This window comes from Streptomyces sp. Ag109_O5-1 (assembly GCF_003814875.1).
Classification (GTDB): Bacteria; Actinomycetota; Actinomycetes; order Streptomycetales; family Streptomycetaceae; genus Streptomyces; species Streptomyces sasae.
The window spans coordinates 8,892,177-8,907,907 of sequence record NZ_RKQF01000001.1 but is presented as its reverse complement, the minus strand read 5'-3'; the positions used below and the strand labels follow the sequence as shown (position 1 = coordinate 8,907,907).

Below are 15,731 nucleotides of genomic sequence, written 5' to 3'. Positions count from 1 at the left end.
GGATGCCCGATCAGGGGAGATCACGGAGATGACGACGGAATCGTCGCCGGGCCAGGGGGCTCCTCAGGAGGAGGACGGCTGGGCCTTCCGGCCCCGGAGGCCGGCCGCCGCCCCGCGGCCGTACCGGGAGCAGCAGCGGACGGAGCCCGGCACGTCGTCGGACGGCCGGTCGCCCACCGAGCCGTACGGCAGGCCCTCCGGCACACGGTGGGACGCCACCATGCCGCTGCGGGTCCCCGGGCCCCGCGCCGACGCCCACGAGGCCATGCGCGAGCCGGGTCGCCGGACACCCCCGCACACCCGGCGCGGCGGCGAATCGGCGGACCAGGAGTCCGGATACCCGCCGGCGGCGACCGCCGTCCTCGACCGGGCGGCCCGCCACCGGCCCGAGCCGGTCGCCGCGCAGCCGCAGCCCCCTGCGGACGCGAGCGGCAAACGGGCCCGAAAGACCAGGCGGTCGGGCAGGATCGCGCTCGCCCTCGCCGTCCTCGCCGCCGGCGGGACCGCCGCCGTCGTGCTCAAGCAGCAGGACGACGCCACCACCGCCTCGACGAAGCTGACGCAGGTGTGGAAGACACCGGCGCCCGCCGCCGACGACGCGCTGATCGGCAGCTGGTTCACCGACAAGCTGCTCGTCCGGGCCAGCAGCCGGGGCGGCCTGCGGGCCTACGACCTCACCGACGGCAAGCAGGTGTGGCGCGCCACGTCCTCCGCCACCGACGCCAAGCACGGCACCGTCCCCTGCGCGATGTCGCCGACGCTCGGTGCCCAGGGCATCGGCACGGTCGCCTTCGGCACGGACGGCAGCACCTGTACCTGGCTGGCCGGTGTCAAGGCGTCCACCGGCAAGATCCTCTGGTCCATACCGCTGACCAACACCAAGCACCCCACGTCAGCGACCGCAGGAACGTATCTGCAGGGCAATGTCGCCACCGTCGTCAGCGAGAACTTCCTCGGTGGTGTGGACATCCGCACCGGCAGCCGCGTCTGGGGCTACAAGGCCCGCGGTCACTACTGCAACGCCTACGACTGGGGCACCGACGGCACCGTGCTGGTGGACGACTTCTGCCTCGACGAGAAGACCAGGTTCACCCTGACCGCATACGACGGCAAGACCGGGCACGTGATCTGGCGGAAGGCCGAAAAGGCCCACTCGGACGTGACGCACATACTGTCCGGCTCACCGCTGGTCGCCGCCGTCCACACGGCGAGCCAGGACGCCGTGCGGGTCTTCGATTCCACCGGGACCGGCCGCAAACTGGCCGTGGGCGACGACGAGCTCACGACCGGCAACAACACCAACGCCGACCACTCCGCCCGGCTCTACGGCAACGTCCTGGTCACGCCGGCCTCGACCTCGGGCGGAACGGTGATCGACGGCTTCGACACCACCACCGGCGCCAAACTCTGGACCTACCGCTCCGCCGCGCTCGCCGTCCCCGCGTCCGACGCGGACGACAAGGTGTACGCCGTCACCACCTCCGGCTCCCCGCAGCTCATCACCATCGCCCCGCGCACCGGTCGCGCCACCCCGGTCGCGAGCCTGCCCGTGGGCACCGGCAAGTGGAGTTTCACCTCCGGCACGGTGTACGTCACCTCGGACGGCGGCGTGCTGGAACTCAACGCCCTCGGGTCGAACGGCGGCGTGCGGCTCTACCGGTAGCGCCTCCCTCCGGTAGCGCCTCGCGTCGATCAGGGTGCCGGGCTCATGGACTGCTGGGCCCACACCTTCTTGCCGTTGCCGCAATAGCGGGTGCCCCAGCTGCCGGCGAGGCCGGCGATGATGAACAGGCCTCGCCCGTCCTCGTCGACGGTGCGGGCGTGTTTGAGGTGGGGGGGCGCACTGCGCCGCATCGCTGACCTCACAGGTCAGGTGGTGGTCCAGGACGAGACGCAGCCCGAGGGGTGGGGCACCGTAGCGGACCGCGTTGCCGACGAGCTCGCTGACGATGATCTCGGCGGTGAAGGCGTCTTCCTCCCCGATGTTCCAGGCTTCCAGCTGCCGTCGGGTCGCGGCACGGGCCAGGGGCGCCGCCTGCTCCTCCGCGGGCAGGGGCAGGACCAGGACCCGATCGGCGGGGAAGGCCCGGACGCGGGCCAGCAACAGGAGCTTCTCGGTTTCATGGCGGTCCCTCAGCGCGTACGCGATCCTGTCGCACACGTCCTCGAGCGACTGGTCCACCCCTTCGGCGAGGAGTGGGCACACCAGGCCGGACGACGCCAGCAGGTCCTCGTTGCCGAGTGCGAGGATGCTTCCCTCGGGGAGCTCGACCGTGGCCGCGGGAAACGCGGGGCGTGATCACTGCCGGCGAGCACCGGGCCTTCGGGCACGGGCACCAAGGCCGCTCTGCTCATCGGTGAGCAGGTGGACAGGGTCTGCAGCACGGCCGAGGTCCACCCGTCGTCGGGGCCGCCTCCCGTACCCACTTCCCACACCAGGGCGGAACCGGTGAGAACCGGTCTCACGGCCAGGGACACCGAGGCTCCGCGATGCACCCCGGCCCCGGGTACGCCACCGCCATCGCGCACCAGTTCGCCGACGCGCCCGCCCACGGCCTCCTGCGGGGACAGTCCGAATGTCTCCTGGGCCGAGGCCGACCACTCGATCACCCGCCCCTCATCGGAGACCAGCATGAACGCTCCGTCGCTGGCCATGGCAGCACACCCTCGTTCCTGCCGGGTCCGGGCAGAGGCTTCGCCCCGAGCAACCGTCCGCGGATATGTCCGCTTTCTTCCTATAGTGCACTTCGGGCAAGTTTGCTCTACGACGACAGGGAGTCAATCGCACGGGCCCGGCCGCTTGACCGGCGGTCACAGTCCGTACGGCAGGGCGTGCTCTCGGTTGCCGGACCGAGGGTGGGGAGGAAACGAGTGAGCGCCCTCCCCGGGCCGTCCTCGGGCCGTGGAAGGGCGCTCAGCGATGACCTGCGTCGGCGACGTCAACACGTCGACGACTGCCGACCGCTCGGCGGCAGGTCAGGGCATTCACCGGACAGGCGACCGCAGATCACGGCCGCCGTCGGTCAGTTGTGGCTGTGCAGGACCTCGTTCAGCCCGCCCCAGACCGCGTTGTTCGGGCGGGCCTCGACGGCGCCGGAGACCGAGTTGCGGCGGAAGAGGATGTTGGAGGCGCCGTTCAGCTCGCGGGCCTTGACGATCTGGCCGTCGGGCATGGTGACCCGGGTGCCCGCGGTGACGTACAGGCCGGCCTCGACCACACACTCGTCGCCGAGCGCGATGCCGACACCCGCCTCGGCGCCGATCAGGCAGCGCTCACCGATGGAGATGATCACGTTGCCGCCACCGGACAGCGTGCCCATGGTGGAGGCGCCGCCGCCGATGTCCGAGCCGTCACCGACCACGACACCGGCCGAGATACGGCCCTCGACCATCGAGGTGCCGAGCGTACCGGCGTTGAAGTTGACGAAGCCCTCGTGCATGACCGTGGTGCCCTCGGCGAGGTGCGCGCCGAGGCGGACCCGGTCGGCGTCGGCGATGCGGACACCCTTCGGGACGACGTAGTCCGTCATCCGCGGGAACTTGTCGATCGAGGTCACCTGGAGGTGCAGGCCCTCGGCGCGGGCGTTCAGCCGGACGGTCTCGATCTCGTCGACGGCGACCGGGCCGAGAGAGGTCCAGGCGACGTTGGCGAGGAAGCCGAACTGGCCTTCCAGGCTGAGGCCGTGGGGCTTGACCAGGCGGTGCGAGAGCAGGTGGAGGCGCAGGTAGACATCGTGTGCGTCGATCGGCTTCTCGTCGATCGAGGCGATGACCGTACGGACCGCGACGACCTCGACATTGCGGCGGGGGTCCGGGCCGATCGCTGCCGCCGCACCCTCGCCGAGGAACTCGACGGCCTGCTCGGCGGAGAGCGTCTCGGTGCCGGCCGGGCCGGGCTCGGCGACCAGCTCGGGAGCGGGGAACCAGGTGTCGAGAACGGTGCCGTCGGCGGCGATGGTGGCAAGCCCGGCGGCCACGGCGCCGGTGGTGCGAACGTTCGTGTCGGTCATGCACAGAAACCTAACGTGAGCGGGCCTTCCAGGGCGAACCGCGTCTCAGGTGCCGGTATCGGAAACCCGGTTCCCTCCGATCACCCTTCGCAGCGTCTCCCGCGCATACCCCTCGTCGTACTCCGCCCCCGTCAGCAGCACCTGCAGACAGATCCCGTCCATCAGCGCCACCAGCGCCCGCGCCGTGACGGGGTCGGTGCGGTGGGCGAGGCGGTGGGCGAGGTCGTCGGCCCACTCGGCGGCGACCGGGCGCAGGGCGGGGCGGCGGAGAGCGGCGAGGTAGAGCTCGTACTCGAGCTCCACGCCCGTGCGGTCGCCCGCGAGCCACTCGCCCATCCAGCCCGCCAGTTCCGCGGCCAGGTCGGTGCGCGGGTCCGCGAGGCCGCCGCGCGAGGCGATCACCTTGGCGAAGCCCTCGTTGGCCTGGCGCAGTGCGGCGACCATCAGTTCGTCGAGGGTCTTGAAGTGGTACGTCGTCGAGCCGAGCGGTACATCGGCCTCGGCGGCGACGGAGCGGTGGGTCAGGCCGGCAAGCCCTTTCTCCCCGACCACCCGGATCGCCGCCTCGATGATCCGCTGCCGGCGCTCGGGGTCGTAACGGCGTGGCATCAGTGCGCGCCCCCCAGGTTCAGGACCACCACTCCCCCGACGATCAGCACGATCCCGGCGACCTTGACGAGGTTCAGCCCTTCCCCGAACAGCATCAGGCCGATGACGGCGACGGTCGCGGTGCCGGCGCCGGACCAGATCGCGTACGCCGTGCCGATCGGCACGGTCTTCAGTGTGCGGGCCAGCAGCAGGAACGAGACGACATATCCCAGTGCCGTCAGCAGCGAGGGCCAGAGTCTGTTGAAGCCGTCGCTGTACTTCATCGCCGTCGTGGCGGCGACCTCGGCGGCTATGGCGCCGGCGAGCGTCAGGTATCCCATGTGTACGAGTGTACGCAACGTTGTGTACTGGCGTACATAACGGCGGCCGCACGGAGCGCCGACAGATCCTGAACGGCGCGTGCGGCCGACTCGGCGTCGGCCACCCACATCTGATCCGGCGTCAGACAGCACCCGGCGGGGACCGAGTACGGCGTTCGAACTCCCATCCGCCACACGAAGATGTTTAATGCTCATAGAAACCGCTAGCAGAAACGGCTCCCAGCAGCCCCGCAACTCCACTAGTGTGTGCACCTCTGTGATCCATCACTGATTCACATTTCACTCACCTCCCCTTCACACCCCCGGCTGCCGCTGCCTTGGCGCCGCTGGAGGAAATGCGCATGCCAGAAACCACCCCCCAACCCCCGCCCCATCCCCAGTGGGAGAACGGCTGGGTCCCCGACACCTCCCGGGCTCCCGGAACCCGAAGACTCTGGCTGGCCGGCACGCTGGCGATCGCCACGGTCGTCGCCTGTGTCACGGCGATAGCCGTCAGCCACACCACTCCTGACCGGGCGTCGGCCGCCCCGGCGGCCGACGCGAACACCGACAACGGCCCCGGCCTGCTCTCCTTCGCCTCTCCGACGACCTCGGGCGGGGCCACCCAGCCGAAGGGCACCTCGGGCATGTCGTCGGCCACCGCGGCCGACAGCCCGTCCCCCGAGGCGACCGGCGCGCAGCACGGCGCCGGCGGCGCGAAGGCCTCACCGTCCGCCGCGAAGCCCTCCAAGTCAACCGCGGCCGGAGGAGGTTCCGGCGGCGCGGGCGGCTCCGGCAGTTCAGGCGGCTCCAGCAGCTCTGGTGGTTCAGGCGGTTCGAGTACGCAGACCGGCGCCAACGGCACCTCGGTCCGCTCGGTCAACTACCCGGACCGCTACTGGCACGTGAGCGGCAGTTACGTCAAACTGGACCAGCCCCGCGGCTCCGAGTCCCGAGCGGACTCCACTTTCTCGCTGGTCAAGGGCCTGGCGAACAGCTCCTGCTACTCCTTCGCCACGCACGACGGGTTGTACCTGCGCCACCAGAACTTCGTGCTGCGCGCCGAGCGCAACGACGGCAGCGGCCTGTTCCAGCAGGACGCCACCTTCTGCCCCCAGAAGATGGCGTTCTCGAACGACGTGCTGTTCCAGTCGGTGAACTACCCCAATTACGCCCTGCGTCACAAGAATTTCCAGCTGTACCTGGACCCGTACGGCTACAACACCACCAACCGCCAGGACTTCTACTTCGACCTGGTGGACGGACTGAGCTGAGACGCAGAAAAGCGGCGGCATCCCGAGCCGGGTGCCGCCGCTTTCACGTACGCGGGATGCTCAGACGTTGAAACCGAGCGCCCGGAGCTGCTCACGGCCGTCGTCGGTGATCTTGTCGGGACCCCACGGGGGCATCCAGACCCAGTTGATGCGCAGTTCGCTGACGAGGCCGTCCGTGGCGGACTTGGCCTGGTCCTCGATGACATCCGTCAGCGGGCAGGCCGCCGACGTCAGGGTCATGTCGACGGTCGCGATGTTCGCGTCGTCGATGTGGATGCCGTAGATCAGGCCGAGGTTGACGACGTCGATGCCCAGCTCGGGGTCAACGACGTCGTACAGCGCCTCGCGGAGTTCCTCCTCCGAGGCCGGCTTCATCTCAACGGTCTCGCTCATGCCGTCTTCCTTTCGGCGTCGACCGCGCCACCCAGCACCTGGGCCGTCGCGTCCTTCCACGCCATCCAGCTCAGGAGGGCGCACTTGACCCGGGCCGGGTACTTGGAGACACCAGCGAACGCGACCGCGTCCTCCAGCACCTCCTCCATCGCGTCGTCGGGCTCGATCCTGCCCTTGGACTGCATCAGCTCCAGGAAGGTCTCCTGGATCCGCTGCGCGTCGGCCAGCTCCTTGCCGACGAGGAGGTCGTTCAGCACGGAGGCCGAGGCCTGGCTGATGCTGCAGCCCTGGCCCTCGTACGAGACGTCCTCGATCGTCGTGCCGTCGTACTTCACTCGGAGGGTGATCTCGTCGCCGCACGTCGGGTTCACATGGTGCACCTCGGCGTCGCCATCCCGGAGACCGCGCCCGTGCGGGTGCTTGTAGTGGTCCAGGATGACTTCCTGGTACATCGAATCCAGCTTCACGGTTTCAGCTCACGCCCTTCAGCCGAAGAAGTTCCGAACGTGCTCCAGGCCCTCGACCAGAGCATCGATCTCGGCCGGCGTGGAGTACAGATAGAACGACGCTCGGGTGGTCGCAGGAATTCCGTAGCGCAGGCAGACGGGACGGGCGCAGTGGTGGCCGACCCGGACCGCGATGCCCTGCTCGTCGAGGACCTGGCCCACGTCGTGCGGGTGGATGTCCCCGAGGGTGAAGGAGATCGCGGCGCCCCGGTCCTCGGCCGTGGTGGGACCGATGATCTTCAGGTCCGGGACCTCGGTCAGCCGCTTCACCGCGTACTCGGTGAGCGCGTGCTCATGGGCGAGGATCCTGTCCATGCCGATGGCGTTGAGGTAGTCGATGGCCGCGCCGAGGCCGACCGCCTGGGCGATCGGCGGGGTGCCCGCCTCGAACTTGTGGGGCGCCGGGGCGTACGTCGACGAGTGCATCGACACGGTCTCGATCATCTCGCCGCCGCCGAGGAACGGAGGCAGGTCCTCCAGGAGCTCCTGGCGGCCCCAGAGGACGCCGATACCGGTCGGGCCGCACATCTTGTGGCCGGTGAAGGCCACGAAGTCGGCCTGGAGGGCCTGGACGTCCAGCGGCATGTGGGGCGCGGCCTGGGAGGCGTCGATGCAGACGAGAGCGCCGACCTCCTGGGCGCGGCGGATTATGGTCTCGACCGGGTTGACCGTGCCCAGGATGTTCGAGACCAGCACAAAGGAGACGATCTTCGTCTTCTCGGTGATGACCTCGTTGATGTTGGACAGGTCGAGGCGGCCGTCGTCGGTGAGGCCGAACCACTTCAGCTTCGCGCCCGTGCGCTGCGCGAGCAGCTGCCACGGCACGATGTTGGAGTGGTGCTCCATCTCCGTGATGACGATCTCGGTCTCATGGTCCACCCGGTAGGGCTCGTCGGCCCAGCCCAGCATGTTCGCCACGAGGTTCAGCGACTCGGAGGCGTTCTTGGTGAAGATCACCTCGTCGCGGCTGGGCGCGTTGATGAACTCGGCGACCTTGTCGCGCGCGCCCTCGTACAGTGCCGTGGCCTCCTCGGCGAGCACATGCACACCGCGGTGGACGTTGGCGTTGTAGCGCTCGTAGTACTCGCTCAGGGCGTCCAGTACCTGGCGCGGCTTCTGGCTGGTCGCCGCATTGTCCAGGTACACGAGCTTCCGCCCGTCGTGGACCTGACGGTCCAGGATGGGGAAGTCCTTGCGGATCGCCTCGGTGTCGAGGAGGCCCGGCAGCTGCGTCACGCGGATACGCCACCCTTCGTGTATGCCTCGTAGCCCTCGTCCTCCAGCTTGTCGGCGAGCTCGGCGCCGCCGGACTCCACGATCCGGCCGGCGGAGAAGACGTGGACGAAGTCGGGCTTGATGTAGCGCAGGATGCGCGTGTAGTGCGTGATCAGCAGGGTGCCGACCTCGCCGGTCTCGCGGACGCGGTTGACGCCCTCGGAGACGATGCGAAGGGCGTCGACGTCGAGGCCGGAGTCGGTCTCGTCGAGGATCGCGATCTTCGGCTTGAGCAGTTCGAGCTGGAGGATCTCGTGACGCTTCTTCTCACCGCCGGAGAAGCCCTCGTTCACGTTGCGCTCGGCGAAGGAGGAGTCCATGTTGAGGCGCTCCATGGCCTCCTTGACCTCCTTCACCCAGGTGCGCAGCTTGGGGGCCTCGCCGCGGACGGCGGTGGCGGAGGTGCGCAGGAAGTTGGAGACCGAGACACCGGGGACCTCGACCGGGTACTGCATCGCCAGGAACAGGCCCGCGCGGGCGCGCTCGTCGACGGACATCTCCAGGACGTCCTCGCCGTCGAGCAGCACGGTGCCCTCGGTGATCGTGTACTTCGGGTGACCCGCGAGGGAGTAGGCGAGGGTCGACTTGCCGGAGCCGTTGGGGCCCATGATGGCGTGCGTCTCGCCCTGCTTCACGGTGAGGTCGACGCCCTTGAGGATCTCCTTCGTGGCGTTGTCGGCCTCGACGGTGACGTGCAGGTCTCGGATTTCAAGCGTTGCCATGGGTGCCTCAGGACTCCTGGGTGAGGGAGACGAGCACGTCGTCCCCTTCGATCTTTACGGGGTATACGGGGACGGGGCGCGTGGCCGGGAGGCCGGACGGCTTGCCGGTGCGCAGGTCGAAGCTGGAGCCGTGCAGCCAGCACTCGATCTGGCAGTCCTCCACCTCGCCCTCGGAGAGCGAGACGTTGGCGTGGGAGCAGATGTCGTGGATCGCGAACACCTCTCCCTCGGTGCGGACGACCGAGACCGGCGTGCCGTCGAGTTCCACCCGCTTGGGGGTGTCCTCCTCCAGCTCGCTCAGCGCGCAGGCGCGTACGAACGCGGTCGGGGCTGTCATGCGACCGAGGCCTCCAGCTCCTCCTCGATCTTGGCGAGCAGGCGCTCCTCGATGTCGGCGACACCGATCTGCTGGACCAGCTCGGCGAAGAAGCCGCGGACCACCAGGCGGCGGGCGTCCTGCTCCGGGATGCCGCGGGCCATCAGGTAGAAGAGCTGCTCGTCGTCGAAGCGGCCGGTGGCGGAGGCGTGGCCGGCGCCGACGATCTCGCCGGTCTCGATCTCCAGGTTCGGCACCGAGTCGACCCGCGCGCCGTCCGTGAGGACCAGGTTGCGGTTCATCTCGTAGGTGTCGGTGCCCTCGGCCTTGGCCTCGATGAGGACGTCGCCGATCCAGACCGCGTGCGCGTCGTCGCCCTGGAGCGCGCCCTTGTAGACGACGTTCGACTTGCAGTGCGGGGTGTTGTGGTCGACCAGCAGGCGGTGCTCCTGGTGCTGACCGGCGTCGGTGAAGTAGAGGCCGAACAGCTCGGCCTCGCCGCCGGGGCCCGCGTACTGCACGCGCGGGTGCAGTCGTACGACGTCGCCGCCGAAGGTGACGACCACGGACTTGAAGCTGGCGTCCCGGCCGACGAGGGCGTTGTGCTGGGCCACGTGCACGGCCTTGTCGTCCCAGTCCTGGACGGAGACGACGGTCAGCTTGGCGCCGTCGCCGAGCAGGTACTCGACGTTGGCGGCGAGCACGGCGTCACCGGTGTGGTCGATGACGACGACGGCCTCGGCGAAGGCGCCGAGCTCGATCACCTGGTGGCCGAAGGCGGTGCCGCCCTCGCCGTGCACCGCGATCCGGATCGGCTCGGTGAGCACCGTCTCCTTGGGGACGGAGACCACGCCGGCCTTCTCGAACGCCGAGTACGCCTGCGCGGCGACCCGGTCCACCGGGGTGCCCGCCCTGCCGAGCCGCGCGTCGTCGCGGTCGACGGTGTCGACGGTGACGCCCTCGGGGGCCTCGACGACGACCTTCACGCCCTCGCCGGTGGCGACCGCGGTGCCGTCGTGCAGCCCGCGCAGGCGCTCCAGCGGGGTGAACCGCCACTCCTCCTCGCGGCCGTGCGGGACCGGGAAGTCCGCGACGTCGAAGGACGGGGGCGCGCTCATGCGCGTCGCGACGGTCGACTCGGCGGCCACCGCGATGGCGCCGGCGGTGGTGGAGCCCACCGGGGTGTTCTGAGCCTCAGCCATGGCTGTCGTAGTGCTCGCTTTCCGTTCCGTAAGTGGCTTGATGAAATCCGCGGATCGGTGGTTAACCGACCGCGCCTTCCATCTGGAGCTCGATCAGCCGGTTGAGCTCGAGGGCGTACTCCATGGGCAGCTCCTTGGCGATCGGCTCGACGAAGCCGCGCACGATCATCGCCATCGCCTCGAACTCGGTCAGACCGCGGCTCATCAGGTAGAAGAGCTGGTCCTCGGAGACCTTGGAGACGGTCGCCTCGTGGCCCATGGACACGTCGTCCTCGCGGACGTCGACGTAGGGGTACGTGTCGGAGCGGGAGATCGTGTCGACGAGCAGCGCGTCGCACAGCACGTTCGACTTGGAGCCGTGGGCGCCCTCGCCGATCTCGACGAGACCACGGTAGGACGTCCGGCCGCCGCCGCGCGCCACCGACTTGGAGACGATGTTGGACGAGGTGTTCGGCGCCATGTGGACCATCTTGGAGCCGGCGTCCTGGTGCTGGCCCTCGCCCGCGAAGGCGATGGAGAGGGTCTCGCCCTTGGCGTGCTCGCCCATCAGGTAGACGGCCGGGTACTTCATCGTCACCTTGGAGCCGATGTTGCCGTCGATCCACTCCATGGTGGCGCCCTCGTAGGCGACGGCGCGCTTGGTGACCAGGTTGTAGACGTTGTTCGACCAGTTCTGGATGGTCGTGTAGCGGCAGCGCGCGTTCTTCTTGACGATGATCTCGACGACCGCGGAGTGCAGCGAGTCCGACTTGTAGATCGGGGCCGTACAACCCTCGACGTAGTGCACGTAGGCGCCCTCGTCGACGATGATCAGGGTCCGCTCGAACTGGCCCATGTTCTCCGTGTTGATACGGAAGTAGGCCTGCAGCGGGATCTCGACGTGCACGCCCTTCGGCACGTAGATGAAGGAGCCGCCGGACCACACGGCCGTGTTCAGCGCGGCGAACTTGTTGTCACCGGCCGGGATGACGGTGCCGAAGTACTCCTTGAAGAGCTCCGGGTGCTCCTTCAGCGCGGTGTCGGTGTCCAGGAAGATGACGCCCTGCTCCTCCAGGTCCTCGCGGATCTGGTGGTAGACGACCTCCGACTCGTACTGGGCGGCGACACCGGCGACCAGGCGCTGCTTCTCCGCCTCCGGGATGCCCAGCTTGTCGTAGGTGTTCTTGATGTCCTCGGGCAGGTCCTCCCAGGACTCCGCCTGCTTCTCCGTGGAGCGCACGAAGTACTTGATGTTGTCGAAGTCGATACCGGAGAGGTCGGAGCCCCAGTTCGGCATGGGCTTCTTCTCGAAGAGCTTCAGGCCCTTGAGACGCAGCTTGGCCATCCACTCCGGCTCGGACTTCTTGCCGGAGATGTCGAGGACGACCTCCTCGTTGAGGCCACGCCTGGCAGAGGCACCGGCCACGTCGGAGTCGGCCCAGCCGTATTCGTACTTGCCCAGGCCTTCCAGCTCAGGGTGGGCAGTCTCCGTGGGGAGAGTCATGCGGGGTTCCTCCCGGCCGTGCTTGCAGATGCGTCAGTGGAAGTCGTGGAGATCTTTGGGATGAACGTCGTGCAGACGCCGTCGCCGTGCGCGATCGTCGCCAGTCGCTGGACGTGCGTTCCGAGCAGCTCGGCGAAGATCTCCGTCTCCGCCTCGCACAGCTGGGGGAACTGCTCCGCCACATGGGCGACCGGGCAGTGGTGCTGGCACAGCTGTTCGCCGACCGGTGCGGTGCGCGCCGTTGCAGCGTACCCGTCCAGGCTCAGGGCCTTGGCCAGCGCTTCGGCGCGCTTGTCGGGGCTCACGCTCTCGATCGCTTCGCGGTACGAGCTCGCCTGGGCCATGATCCGGGCCTTGGCGAAGGCGGCGACCGCCTCCTGGCCGCCTCCCTGCTCGGCGATCCAGCGCAGCGCGTCGGCGGCGAGCTTGTCGTACGACTGGTCGAAGGCGTCCCGGCCGCAGTCGGTGAGGGCGAAGACCTTGGCGGGCCGGCCGCGTGTCCGCGCGCCGTACACCCGCTGCTCACGCGCCTCCACGACGTCGTCGGCGACCAGCGCGTCCAGGTGCCGGCGTACGGCCGCCGGGGTCAGGCCCAGGCGTCCGGCCAGCTCGGTGACGGTCGACGGGCCGTGGTCCAGGATCGACCGCGCGACCCGGTTGCGCGTCGAGCGCTCACCGGTCGCGAGTTCCTCCTGCGGGGTTCCCCTGGGGGTCTCCCGAGCCTCGTCGACGTTTTTCACAACGCCATTGTTGCGTAATTCCTCAGAGCCAGGCAAGCCGCGTTCCGACCAGTGGACGGTGCCCTGCGTCACTTAGGCATACCTAATCTGACCTGCAGAAACGATCTTTGATCGATCATCCCTCGGTCAATCGGGTGGCGCGCGACCGCCCTCTCCGGAACACTCCGGGACCATGTCCACACCCCCTCCGACCGGCCCTCTTGTCACTCGCGACACGATCGCGCGGCAGCTTCGCGAGCTCGGTGTCAAGCCCGGTGAGACACTCCTGGCACACACGTCCCTCAGCTCCCTCGGCTGGGTCAACGGCGGCGCCGCGGCGGTCGTCCAGAGCCTGCTCGACGCCCTCGGCCCGGACGGCACCCTGGTGGTCCCCACCCAGACCGGCGACCTCTCGGACCCGGCGGTGTGGCAGAACCCGCCGGTACCGCAGGAGTGGTGGGCGAAGATCCGGGCGACCATGCCGCCGTACGACCCCCTGATCACCCCCTCGCGCGGGGTCGGGGTGATCCCGGAGACCGTACGGAACTGGCCGGGTGCCCGGCGCAGCGCGCACCCGCAGACCTCGTTCGCGGCGGTCGGCGCCCGGGCCGCCGAGATCACCGACGGGCACGCCCCCGACTGCCGGCTCGGCGAACGGAGCCCGCTGGCCCGCCTGGAGAAGCTGGACGCGCGCGTGCTCATGCTCGGCACCGGTTATGCCACCTGCACCAGCTTCCACCTGGCCGAATACCGCATACCCTCGCCGCGCGTCCAGGTCGGCCGGCCCGCCCCCGGCGGCGGCTGGGAGACGGTGACCGAGATATCGATCACCTCCGACCGGTTCGACGAACTGGGCTACGACTTCGAACGCGACCGGCCCGTCGTCGTCCGCGGAAGGGTCGGCGCGGCCGAGACCCGGCTGTTCCCGGTCGCCGGCGCGGTGGCCTACGCCGAGCGATGGCTGGCCGTACATCGACCCCGTGAGGAGGAGATCTAGCACCCGGCCGTCCGAGTGACGGAAGCCGTACTTAGACTCTGTCTCCATGCGAAGTGAGCCCGTGGTCCAGGTGCGGGACCTGGTGAAGCGGTACGGCACGAAGACCGCCGTGGACGGCCTCGACCTGGTGGCCCGGCCGGGTGTGACCGCAGTACTCGGCCCCAACGGTGCGGGCAAGACGACGACGATCGAGACCTGCGAGGGCTACCGCAGACCGGACTCCGGTTCGGTGCGCGTCCTGGGTCTCGATCCCGTACGGCAGTCCGCCGAGCTGCGCCCCAAGGTGGGCGTGATGCTCCAGTCCGGCGGCGTCTACTCGGGCGCCCGCGCCGACGAGATGCTGCGGCACGTGGCGAAGCTGCACGCGCACCCGCTGGACGTGGACGCGCTGATCCAGCGGCTGGGCCTGGGCAGCTGCGGCCGCACGTCGTACCGCCGGCTCTCCGGCGGCCAGCAGCAGCGCCTCGCGCTCGCCATGGCCGTGGTCGGCCGCCCGGAACTGGTCTTCCTCGACGAGCCCACCGCGGGCCTGGACCCGCAGGCCCGCCGGGCCACCTGGGACCTGGTGAGGGACCTGCGCACCGACGGCGTCTCGGTCATCCTCACCACCCACTACATGGAGGAGGCCGAGCAGCTCGCCGACGACGTCGCCATCATCGACGCCGGCCGGGTGATCGCCCAGGGCTCCCCCGAGGAGCTGTGCAAGGGCGGCGCCGAGAACACACTGCGGTTCACCGGCCGCCCGGGCCTCGACGTGGGCTCCCTGCTCAAGGCGCTGCCGGCCGACTCCTCGGCCGCCGAGCTGACCCCGGGCTCCTACCGGGTGATCGGCAAGGTCAATCCGCAGCTGCTGGCCACGGTGACCTCGTGGTGCGCCCAGCACGGGGTGATGCCCGACCGCATCTCGGTCGAGCGGCACACCCTGGAAGACGTGTTCCTGGAGCTCACAGGCAAGGAGTTGCGCTCATGATTCCGGCTCGCACGGGGATCGGCTGGGGGTCCGGCCAGCGGCGCAGCCGCCGTCGAATGCCGTATCCCCCGGGAAGGCACAGCCTGGAGCTGACCGGCAAGGAGCTGCGCTCATGACCACCGCGACCGACACCGGCACGGGTGCCGGCACCTACGCCCCCCGGCCGGGTGCCGCCCCGCTCCCCCGCATGATCGCGGCGCAGGCGGCCCTGGAGACGAGGATGCTGCTCCGCAACGGCGAGCAGCTCCTGCTGACGGTCGTCATCCCGACCCTCCTCCTCGCCCTGTTCAGCTCGGTGGACATCGTGGACACCGGCGCCGGCAAGTCGGTCGACTTCCTCGCCCCCGGCATCCTCGCGCTCGCCGTGATGTCCACGGCGTTCACCGGCCAGGCCATCGCGACGGGCTTCGAGCGCCGGTACGGCGTCCTGAAGCGCCTGGCCTCCTCCCCGCTCCCCCGCTGGGGCCTGATGACCGCGAAGACGGCCGCCGTCCTGGTCACCGAGATCCTCCAGGTGATCCTCCTGACGGTGATCGCCTTCGCCCTCGGCTGGTCCCCGCACGGCAACCCCCTCGCCGTCCTGCTCCTCCTGGTCCTCGGCACCGCCGCCTTCTCCGGCCTGGGCCTCCTGATGGCGGGCACCCTCAAGGCGGAGGCGACCCTGGCGGCCGCGAACCTGGTCTTCCTGCTGCTGCTCGTGGGCGGCGGGGTCATCGTCCCGCTGTCCAAGTTCGGCGGCGCCCAGCACGTACTCGGCCTGCTGCCCATCTCGGCCCTCTCGAACGGCCTGCGGGACGTACTCCAGCACGGAGCCGGAACGCCCTGGGGCGACCTGGGGATTCTCGCCGTGTGGGCGGTGCTGGGCCTGGCCGCCGCGGGACGCTTCTTCCGCTGGGAGTGACCCCCGTGAACGCGCCGGGGACGACCCTCGTGAACGCATGCACAAGCGGCCCCCT

The 15,731-nt window shown here is 69.5% G+C and carries 17 protein-coding genes and 1 pseudogene; 5 read left to right on the top strand and 13 right to left on the bottom strand.

What is annotated here, in order from left to right; all coding sequences use genetic code 11:
• Nucleotides 1-28 precede the first annotated feature (28 nt).
• Nucleotides 29-1,663, top strand: a complete 1,635-nt coding sequence (locus tag EDD90_RS40520) for a PQQ-binding-like beta-propeller repeat protein (RefSeq protein WP_123978068.1) — start codon at nucleotides 29-31, stop codon at nucleotides 1,661-1,663.
• A 29-nt stretch (nucleotides 1,664-1,692) separates the two neighbouring features.
• Here the strand turns inward: EDD90_RS40520 and EDD90_RS54975 are convergent, their stop codons facing one another.
• The 5 genes and pseudogenes from EDD90_RS54975 to EDD90_RS40500 all read right to left on the bottom strand — a co-directional run bounded on the left by EDD90_RS54975 (nucleotide 1,693) and on the right by EDD90_RS40500 (nucleotide 4,939).
• Entirely contained in the window at nucleotides 1,693-1,854 is a 162-nt protein-coding gene (locus EDD90_RS54975) for an ATP-binding protein (protein ID WP_148098576.1), read from the bottom strand.
• Nucleotides 1,802-2,161: pseudogene (locus EDD90_RS59170) on the bottom strand (ATP-binding protein); the annotation flags it as partial. The gene EDD90_RS54975 and the pseudogene EDD90_RS59170, both read right to left, overlap by 53 nt.
• Nucleotides 2,162-3,023: 862 nt before the next feature.
• On the bottom strand, nucleotides 3,024-4,010 hold the full coding sequence (gene dapD / locus EDD90_RS40510; protein ID WP_123978066.1) for a 2,3,4,5-tetrahydropyridine-2,6-dicarboxylate N-succinyltransferase: 987 nt from the start codon (nucleotides 4,008-4,010) through the stop codon (nucleotides 3,024-3,026).
• A gap of 45 nt (nucleotides 4,011-4,055) precedes the next feature.
• Nucleotides 4,056-4,619, bottom strand: coding sequence for a TetR/AcrR family transcriptional regulator (locus EDD90_RS40505; protein ID WP_123978065.1), 564 nt, complete (start codon nucleotides 4,617-4,619; stop codon nucleotides 4,056-4,058).
• Nucleotides 4,619-4,939 (bottom strand): multidrug efflux SMR transporter, encoded by a 321-nt coding sequence (locus EDD90_RS40500; RefSeq protein ID WP_185149403.1) that lies wholly within the window; start codon nucleotides 4,937-4,939, stop codon nucleotides 4,619-4,621. The genes EDD90_RS40505 and EDD90_RS40500 overlap by 1 nt, the downstream gene beginning before the upstream one ends.
• 341 nt (nucleotides 4,940-5,280) lie before the next feature.
• Here EDD90_RS40500 and EDD90_RS40495 point away from each other — a divergent pair, with 341 nt between their 5' ends.
• Nucleotides 5,281-6,192 (top strand): AbfB domain-containing protein, encoded by a 912-nt coding sequence (locus EDD90_RS40495; protein ID WP_123978063.1) that lies wholly within the window; start codon nucleotides 5,281-5,283, stop codon nucleotides 6,190-6,192.
• 60 nt (nucleotides 6,193-6,252) lie between these two features.
• Here EDD90_RS40495 and EDD90_RS40490 read toward each other — a convergent pair whose 3' ends face one another.
• The 8 genes from EDD90_RS40490 to EDD90_RS40455 form a co-directional block, all read right to left on the bottom strand.
• A complete protein-coding gene (locus tag EDD90_RS40490) occupies nucleotides 6,253-6,585 on the bottom strand; it encodes a metal-sulfur cluster assembly factor (protein WP_123978062.1) in 333 nt (110 codons plus the stop codon).
• Nucleotides 6,582-7,052, bottom strand: a complete 471-nt coding sequence (gene sufU, locus EDD90_RS40485; protein WP_123978061.1) for a Fe-S cluster assembly sulfur transfer protein SufU — start codon at nucleotides 7,050-7,052, stop codon at nucleotides 6,582-6,584. Before sufU ends, EDD90_RS40490 begins: the two co-directional genes overlap by 4 nt.
• An 18-nt stretch (nucleotides 7,053-7,070) precedes the next feature.
• Nucleotides 7,071-8,327, bottom strand: a complete 1,257-nt coding sequence (locus EDD90_RS40480; RefSeq protein WP_123978060.1) for a cysteine desulfurase — start codon at nucleotides 8,325-8,327, stop codon at nucleotides 7,071-7,073.
• The gene (gene sufC, locus EDD90_RS40475; RefSeq protein WP_123978059.1) at nucleotides 8,324-9,088 is read right to left on the bottom strand and encodes a Fe-S cluster assembly ATPase SufC; all 765 of its coding nucleotides are present in this window, start codon (nucleotides 9,086-9,088) and stop codon (nucleotides 8,324-8,326) included. Before sufC ends, EDD90_RS40480 begins: the two co-directional genes overlap by 4 nt.
• 7 nt (nucleotides 9,089-9,095) lie before the next feature.
• Nucleotides 9,096-9,425: a non-heme iron oxygenase ferredoxin subunit gene (locus tag EDD90_RS40470; RefSeq protein WP_123978058.1), complete on the bottom strand. Its 330-nt coding sequence runs from the start codon at nucleotides 9,423-9,425 to the stop codon at nucleotides 9,096-9,098.
• Nucleotides 9,422-10,606: a Fe-S cluster assembly protein SufD gene (sufD, locus tag EDD90_RS40465; protein WP_123978057.1), complete on the bottom strand. Its 1,185-nt coding sequence runs from the start codon at nucleotides 10,604-10,606 to the stop codon at nucleotides 9,422-9,424. Before sufD ends, EDD90_RS40470 begins: the two co-directional genes overlap by 4 nt.
• A gap of 61 nt (nucleotides 10,607-10,667) precedes the next feature.
• Nucleotides 10,668-12,089, bottom strand: a complete 1,422-nt coding sequence (sufB, locus tag EDD90_RS40460; RefSeq protein WP_123978056.1) for a Fe-S cluster assembly protein SufB — start codon at nucleotides 12,087-12,089, stop codon at nucleotides 10,668-10,670.
• Entirely contained in the window at nucleotides 12,086-12,829 is a 744-nt protein-coding gene (locus EDD90_RS40455; protein WP_123978055.1) for a metalloregulator ArsR/SmtB family transcription factor, read from the bottom strand. The genes sufB and EDD90_RS40455 overlap by 4 nt, the downstream gene beginning before the upstream one ends.
• A gap of 172 nt (nucleotides 12,830-13,001) precedes the next feature.
• On the opposite strand from EDD90_RS40455, the gene EDD90_RS40450 reads away from it, so the two are divergent.
• From EDD90_RS40450 to EDD90_RS40440, 3 genes are all read left to right on the top strand, one after another.
• The gene (locus EDD90_RS40450) at nucleotides 13,002-13,805 is read left to right on the top strand and encodes an aminoglycoside N(3)-acetyltransferase (RefSeq protein ID WP_123978054.1); all 804 of its coding nucleotides are present in this window, start codon (nucleotides 13,002-13,004) and stop codon (nucleotides 13,803-13,805) included.
• 46 nt (nucleotides 13,806-13,851) lie between these two features.
• The gene (locus tag EDD90_RS40445; RefSeq protein ID WP_123978053.1) at nucleotides 13,852-14,775 is read left to right on the top strand and encodes an ABC transporter ATP-binding protein; all 924 of its coding nucleotides are present in this window, start codon (nucleotides 13,852-13,854) and stop codon (nucleotides 14,773-14,775) included.
• Nucleotides 14,776-14,887: 112 nt separating this feature from the next.
• The gene (locus EDD90_RS40440; RefSeq protein ID WP_123978052.1) at nucleotides 14,888-15,676 is read left to right on the top strand and encodes an ABC transporter permease; all 789 of its coding nucleotides are present in this window, start codon (nucleotides 14,888-14,890) and stop codon (nucleotides 15,674-15,676) included.
• The last annotated feature ends 55 nt before the right edge of the window (nucleotides 15,677-15,731 follow it).

Coding starts and splice junctions, on each gene's coding strand:
- EDD90_RS40505 (WP_123978065.1), bottom strand. CDS start 4,619: ATGCCACGCCGTTACGACCCCGAGCGCCGGCAGCGGATCATCGAGGCG.
- EDD90_RS40470 (WP_123978058.1), bottom strand. CDS start 9,425: ATGACAGCCCCGACCGCGTTCGTACGCGCCTGCGCGCTGAGCGAGCTG.
- sufB (WP_123978056.1), bottom strand. CDS start 12,089: ATGACTCTCCCCACGGAGACTGCCCACCCTGAGCTGGAAGGCCTGGGC.
- EDD90_RS54975 (WP_148098576.1), bottom strand. CDS start 1,854: ATGCGGCGCAGTGCGCCCCCCCACCTCAAACACGCCCGCACCGTCGAC.
- EDD90_RS40520 (WP_123978068.1), top strand. CDS start 29: ATGACGACGGAATCGTCGCCGGGCCAGGGGGCTCCTCAGGAGGAGGAC.
- EDD90_RS40450 (WP_123978054.1), top strand. CDS start 13,002: ATGTCCACACCCCCTCCGACCGGCCCTCTTGTCACTCGCGACACGATC.
- EDD90_RS40500 (WP_185149403.1), bottom strand. CDS start 4,939: ATGGGATACCTGACGCTCGCCGGCGCCATAGCCGCCGAGGTCGCCGCC.
- sufD (WP_123978057.1), bottom strand. CDS start 10,606: ATGGCTGAGGCTCAGAACACCCCGGTGGGCTCCACCACCGCCGGCGCC.
- EDD90_RS40495 (WP_123978063.1), top strand. CDS start 5,281: ATGCCAGAAACCACCCCCCAACCCCCGCCCCATCCCCAGTGGGAGAAC.
- EDD90_RS40490 (WP_123978062.1), bottom strand. CDS start 6,585: ATGAGCGAGACCGTTGAGATGAAGCCGGCCTCGGAGGAGGAACTCCGC.
- EDD90_RS40445 (WP_123978053.1), top strand. CDS start 13,852: ATGCGAAGTGAGCCCGTGGTCCAGGTGCGGGACCTGGTGAAGCGGTAC.
- EDD90_RS40440 (WP_123978052.1), top strand. CDS start 14,888: ATGACCACCGCGACCGACACCGGCACGGGTGCCGGCACCTACGCCCCC.
- dapD (WP_123978066.1), bottom strand. CDS start 4,010: ATGACCGACACGAACGTTCGCACCACCGGCGCCGTGGCCGCCGGGCTT.
- sufC (WP_123978059.1), bottom strand. CDS start 9,088: ATGGCAACGCTTGAAATCCGAGACCTGCACGTCACCGTCGAGGCCGAC.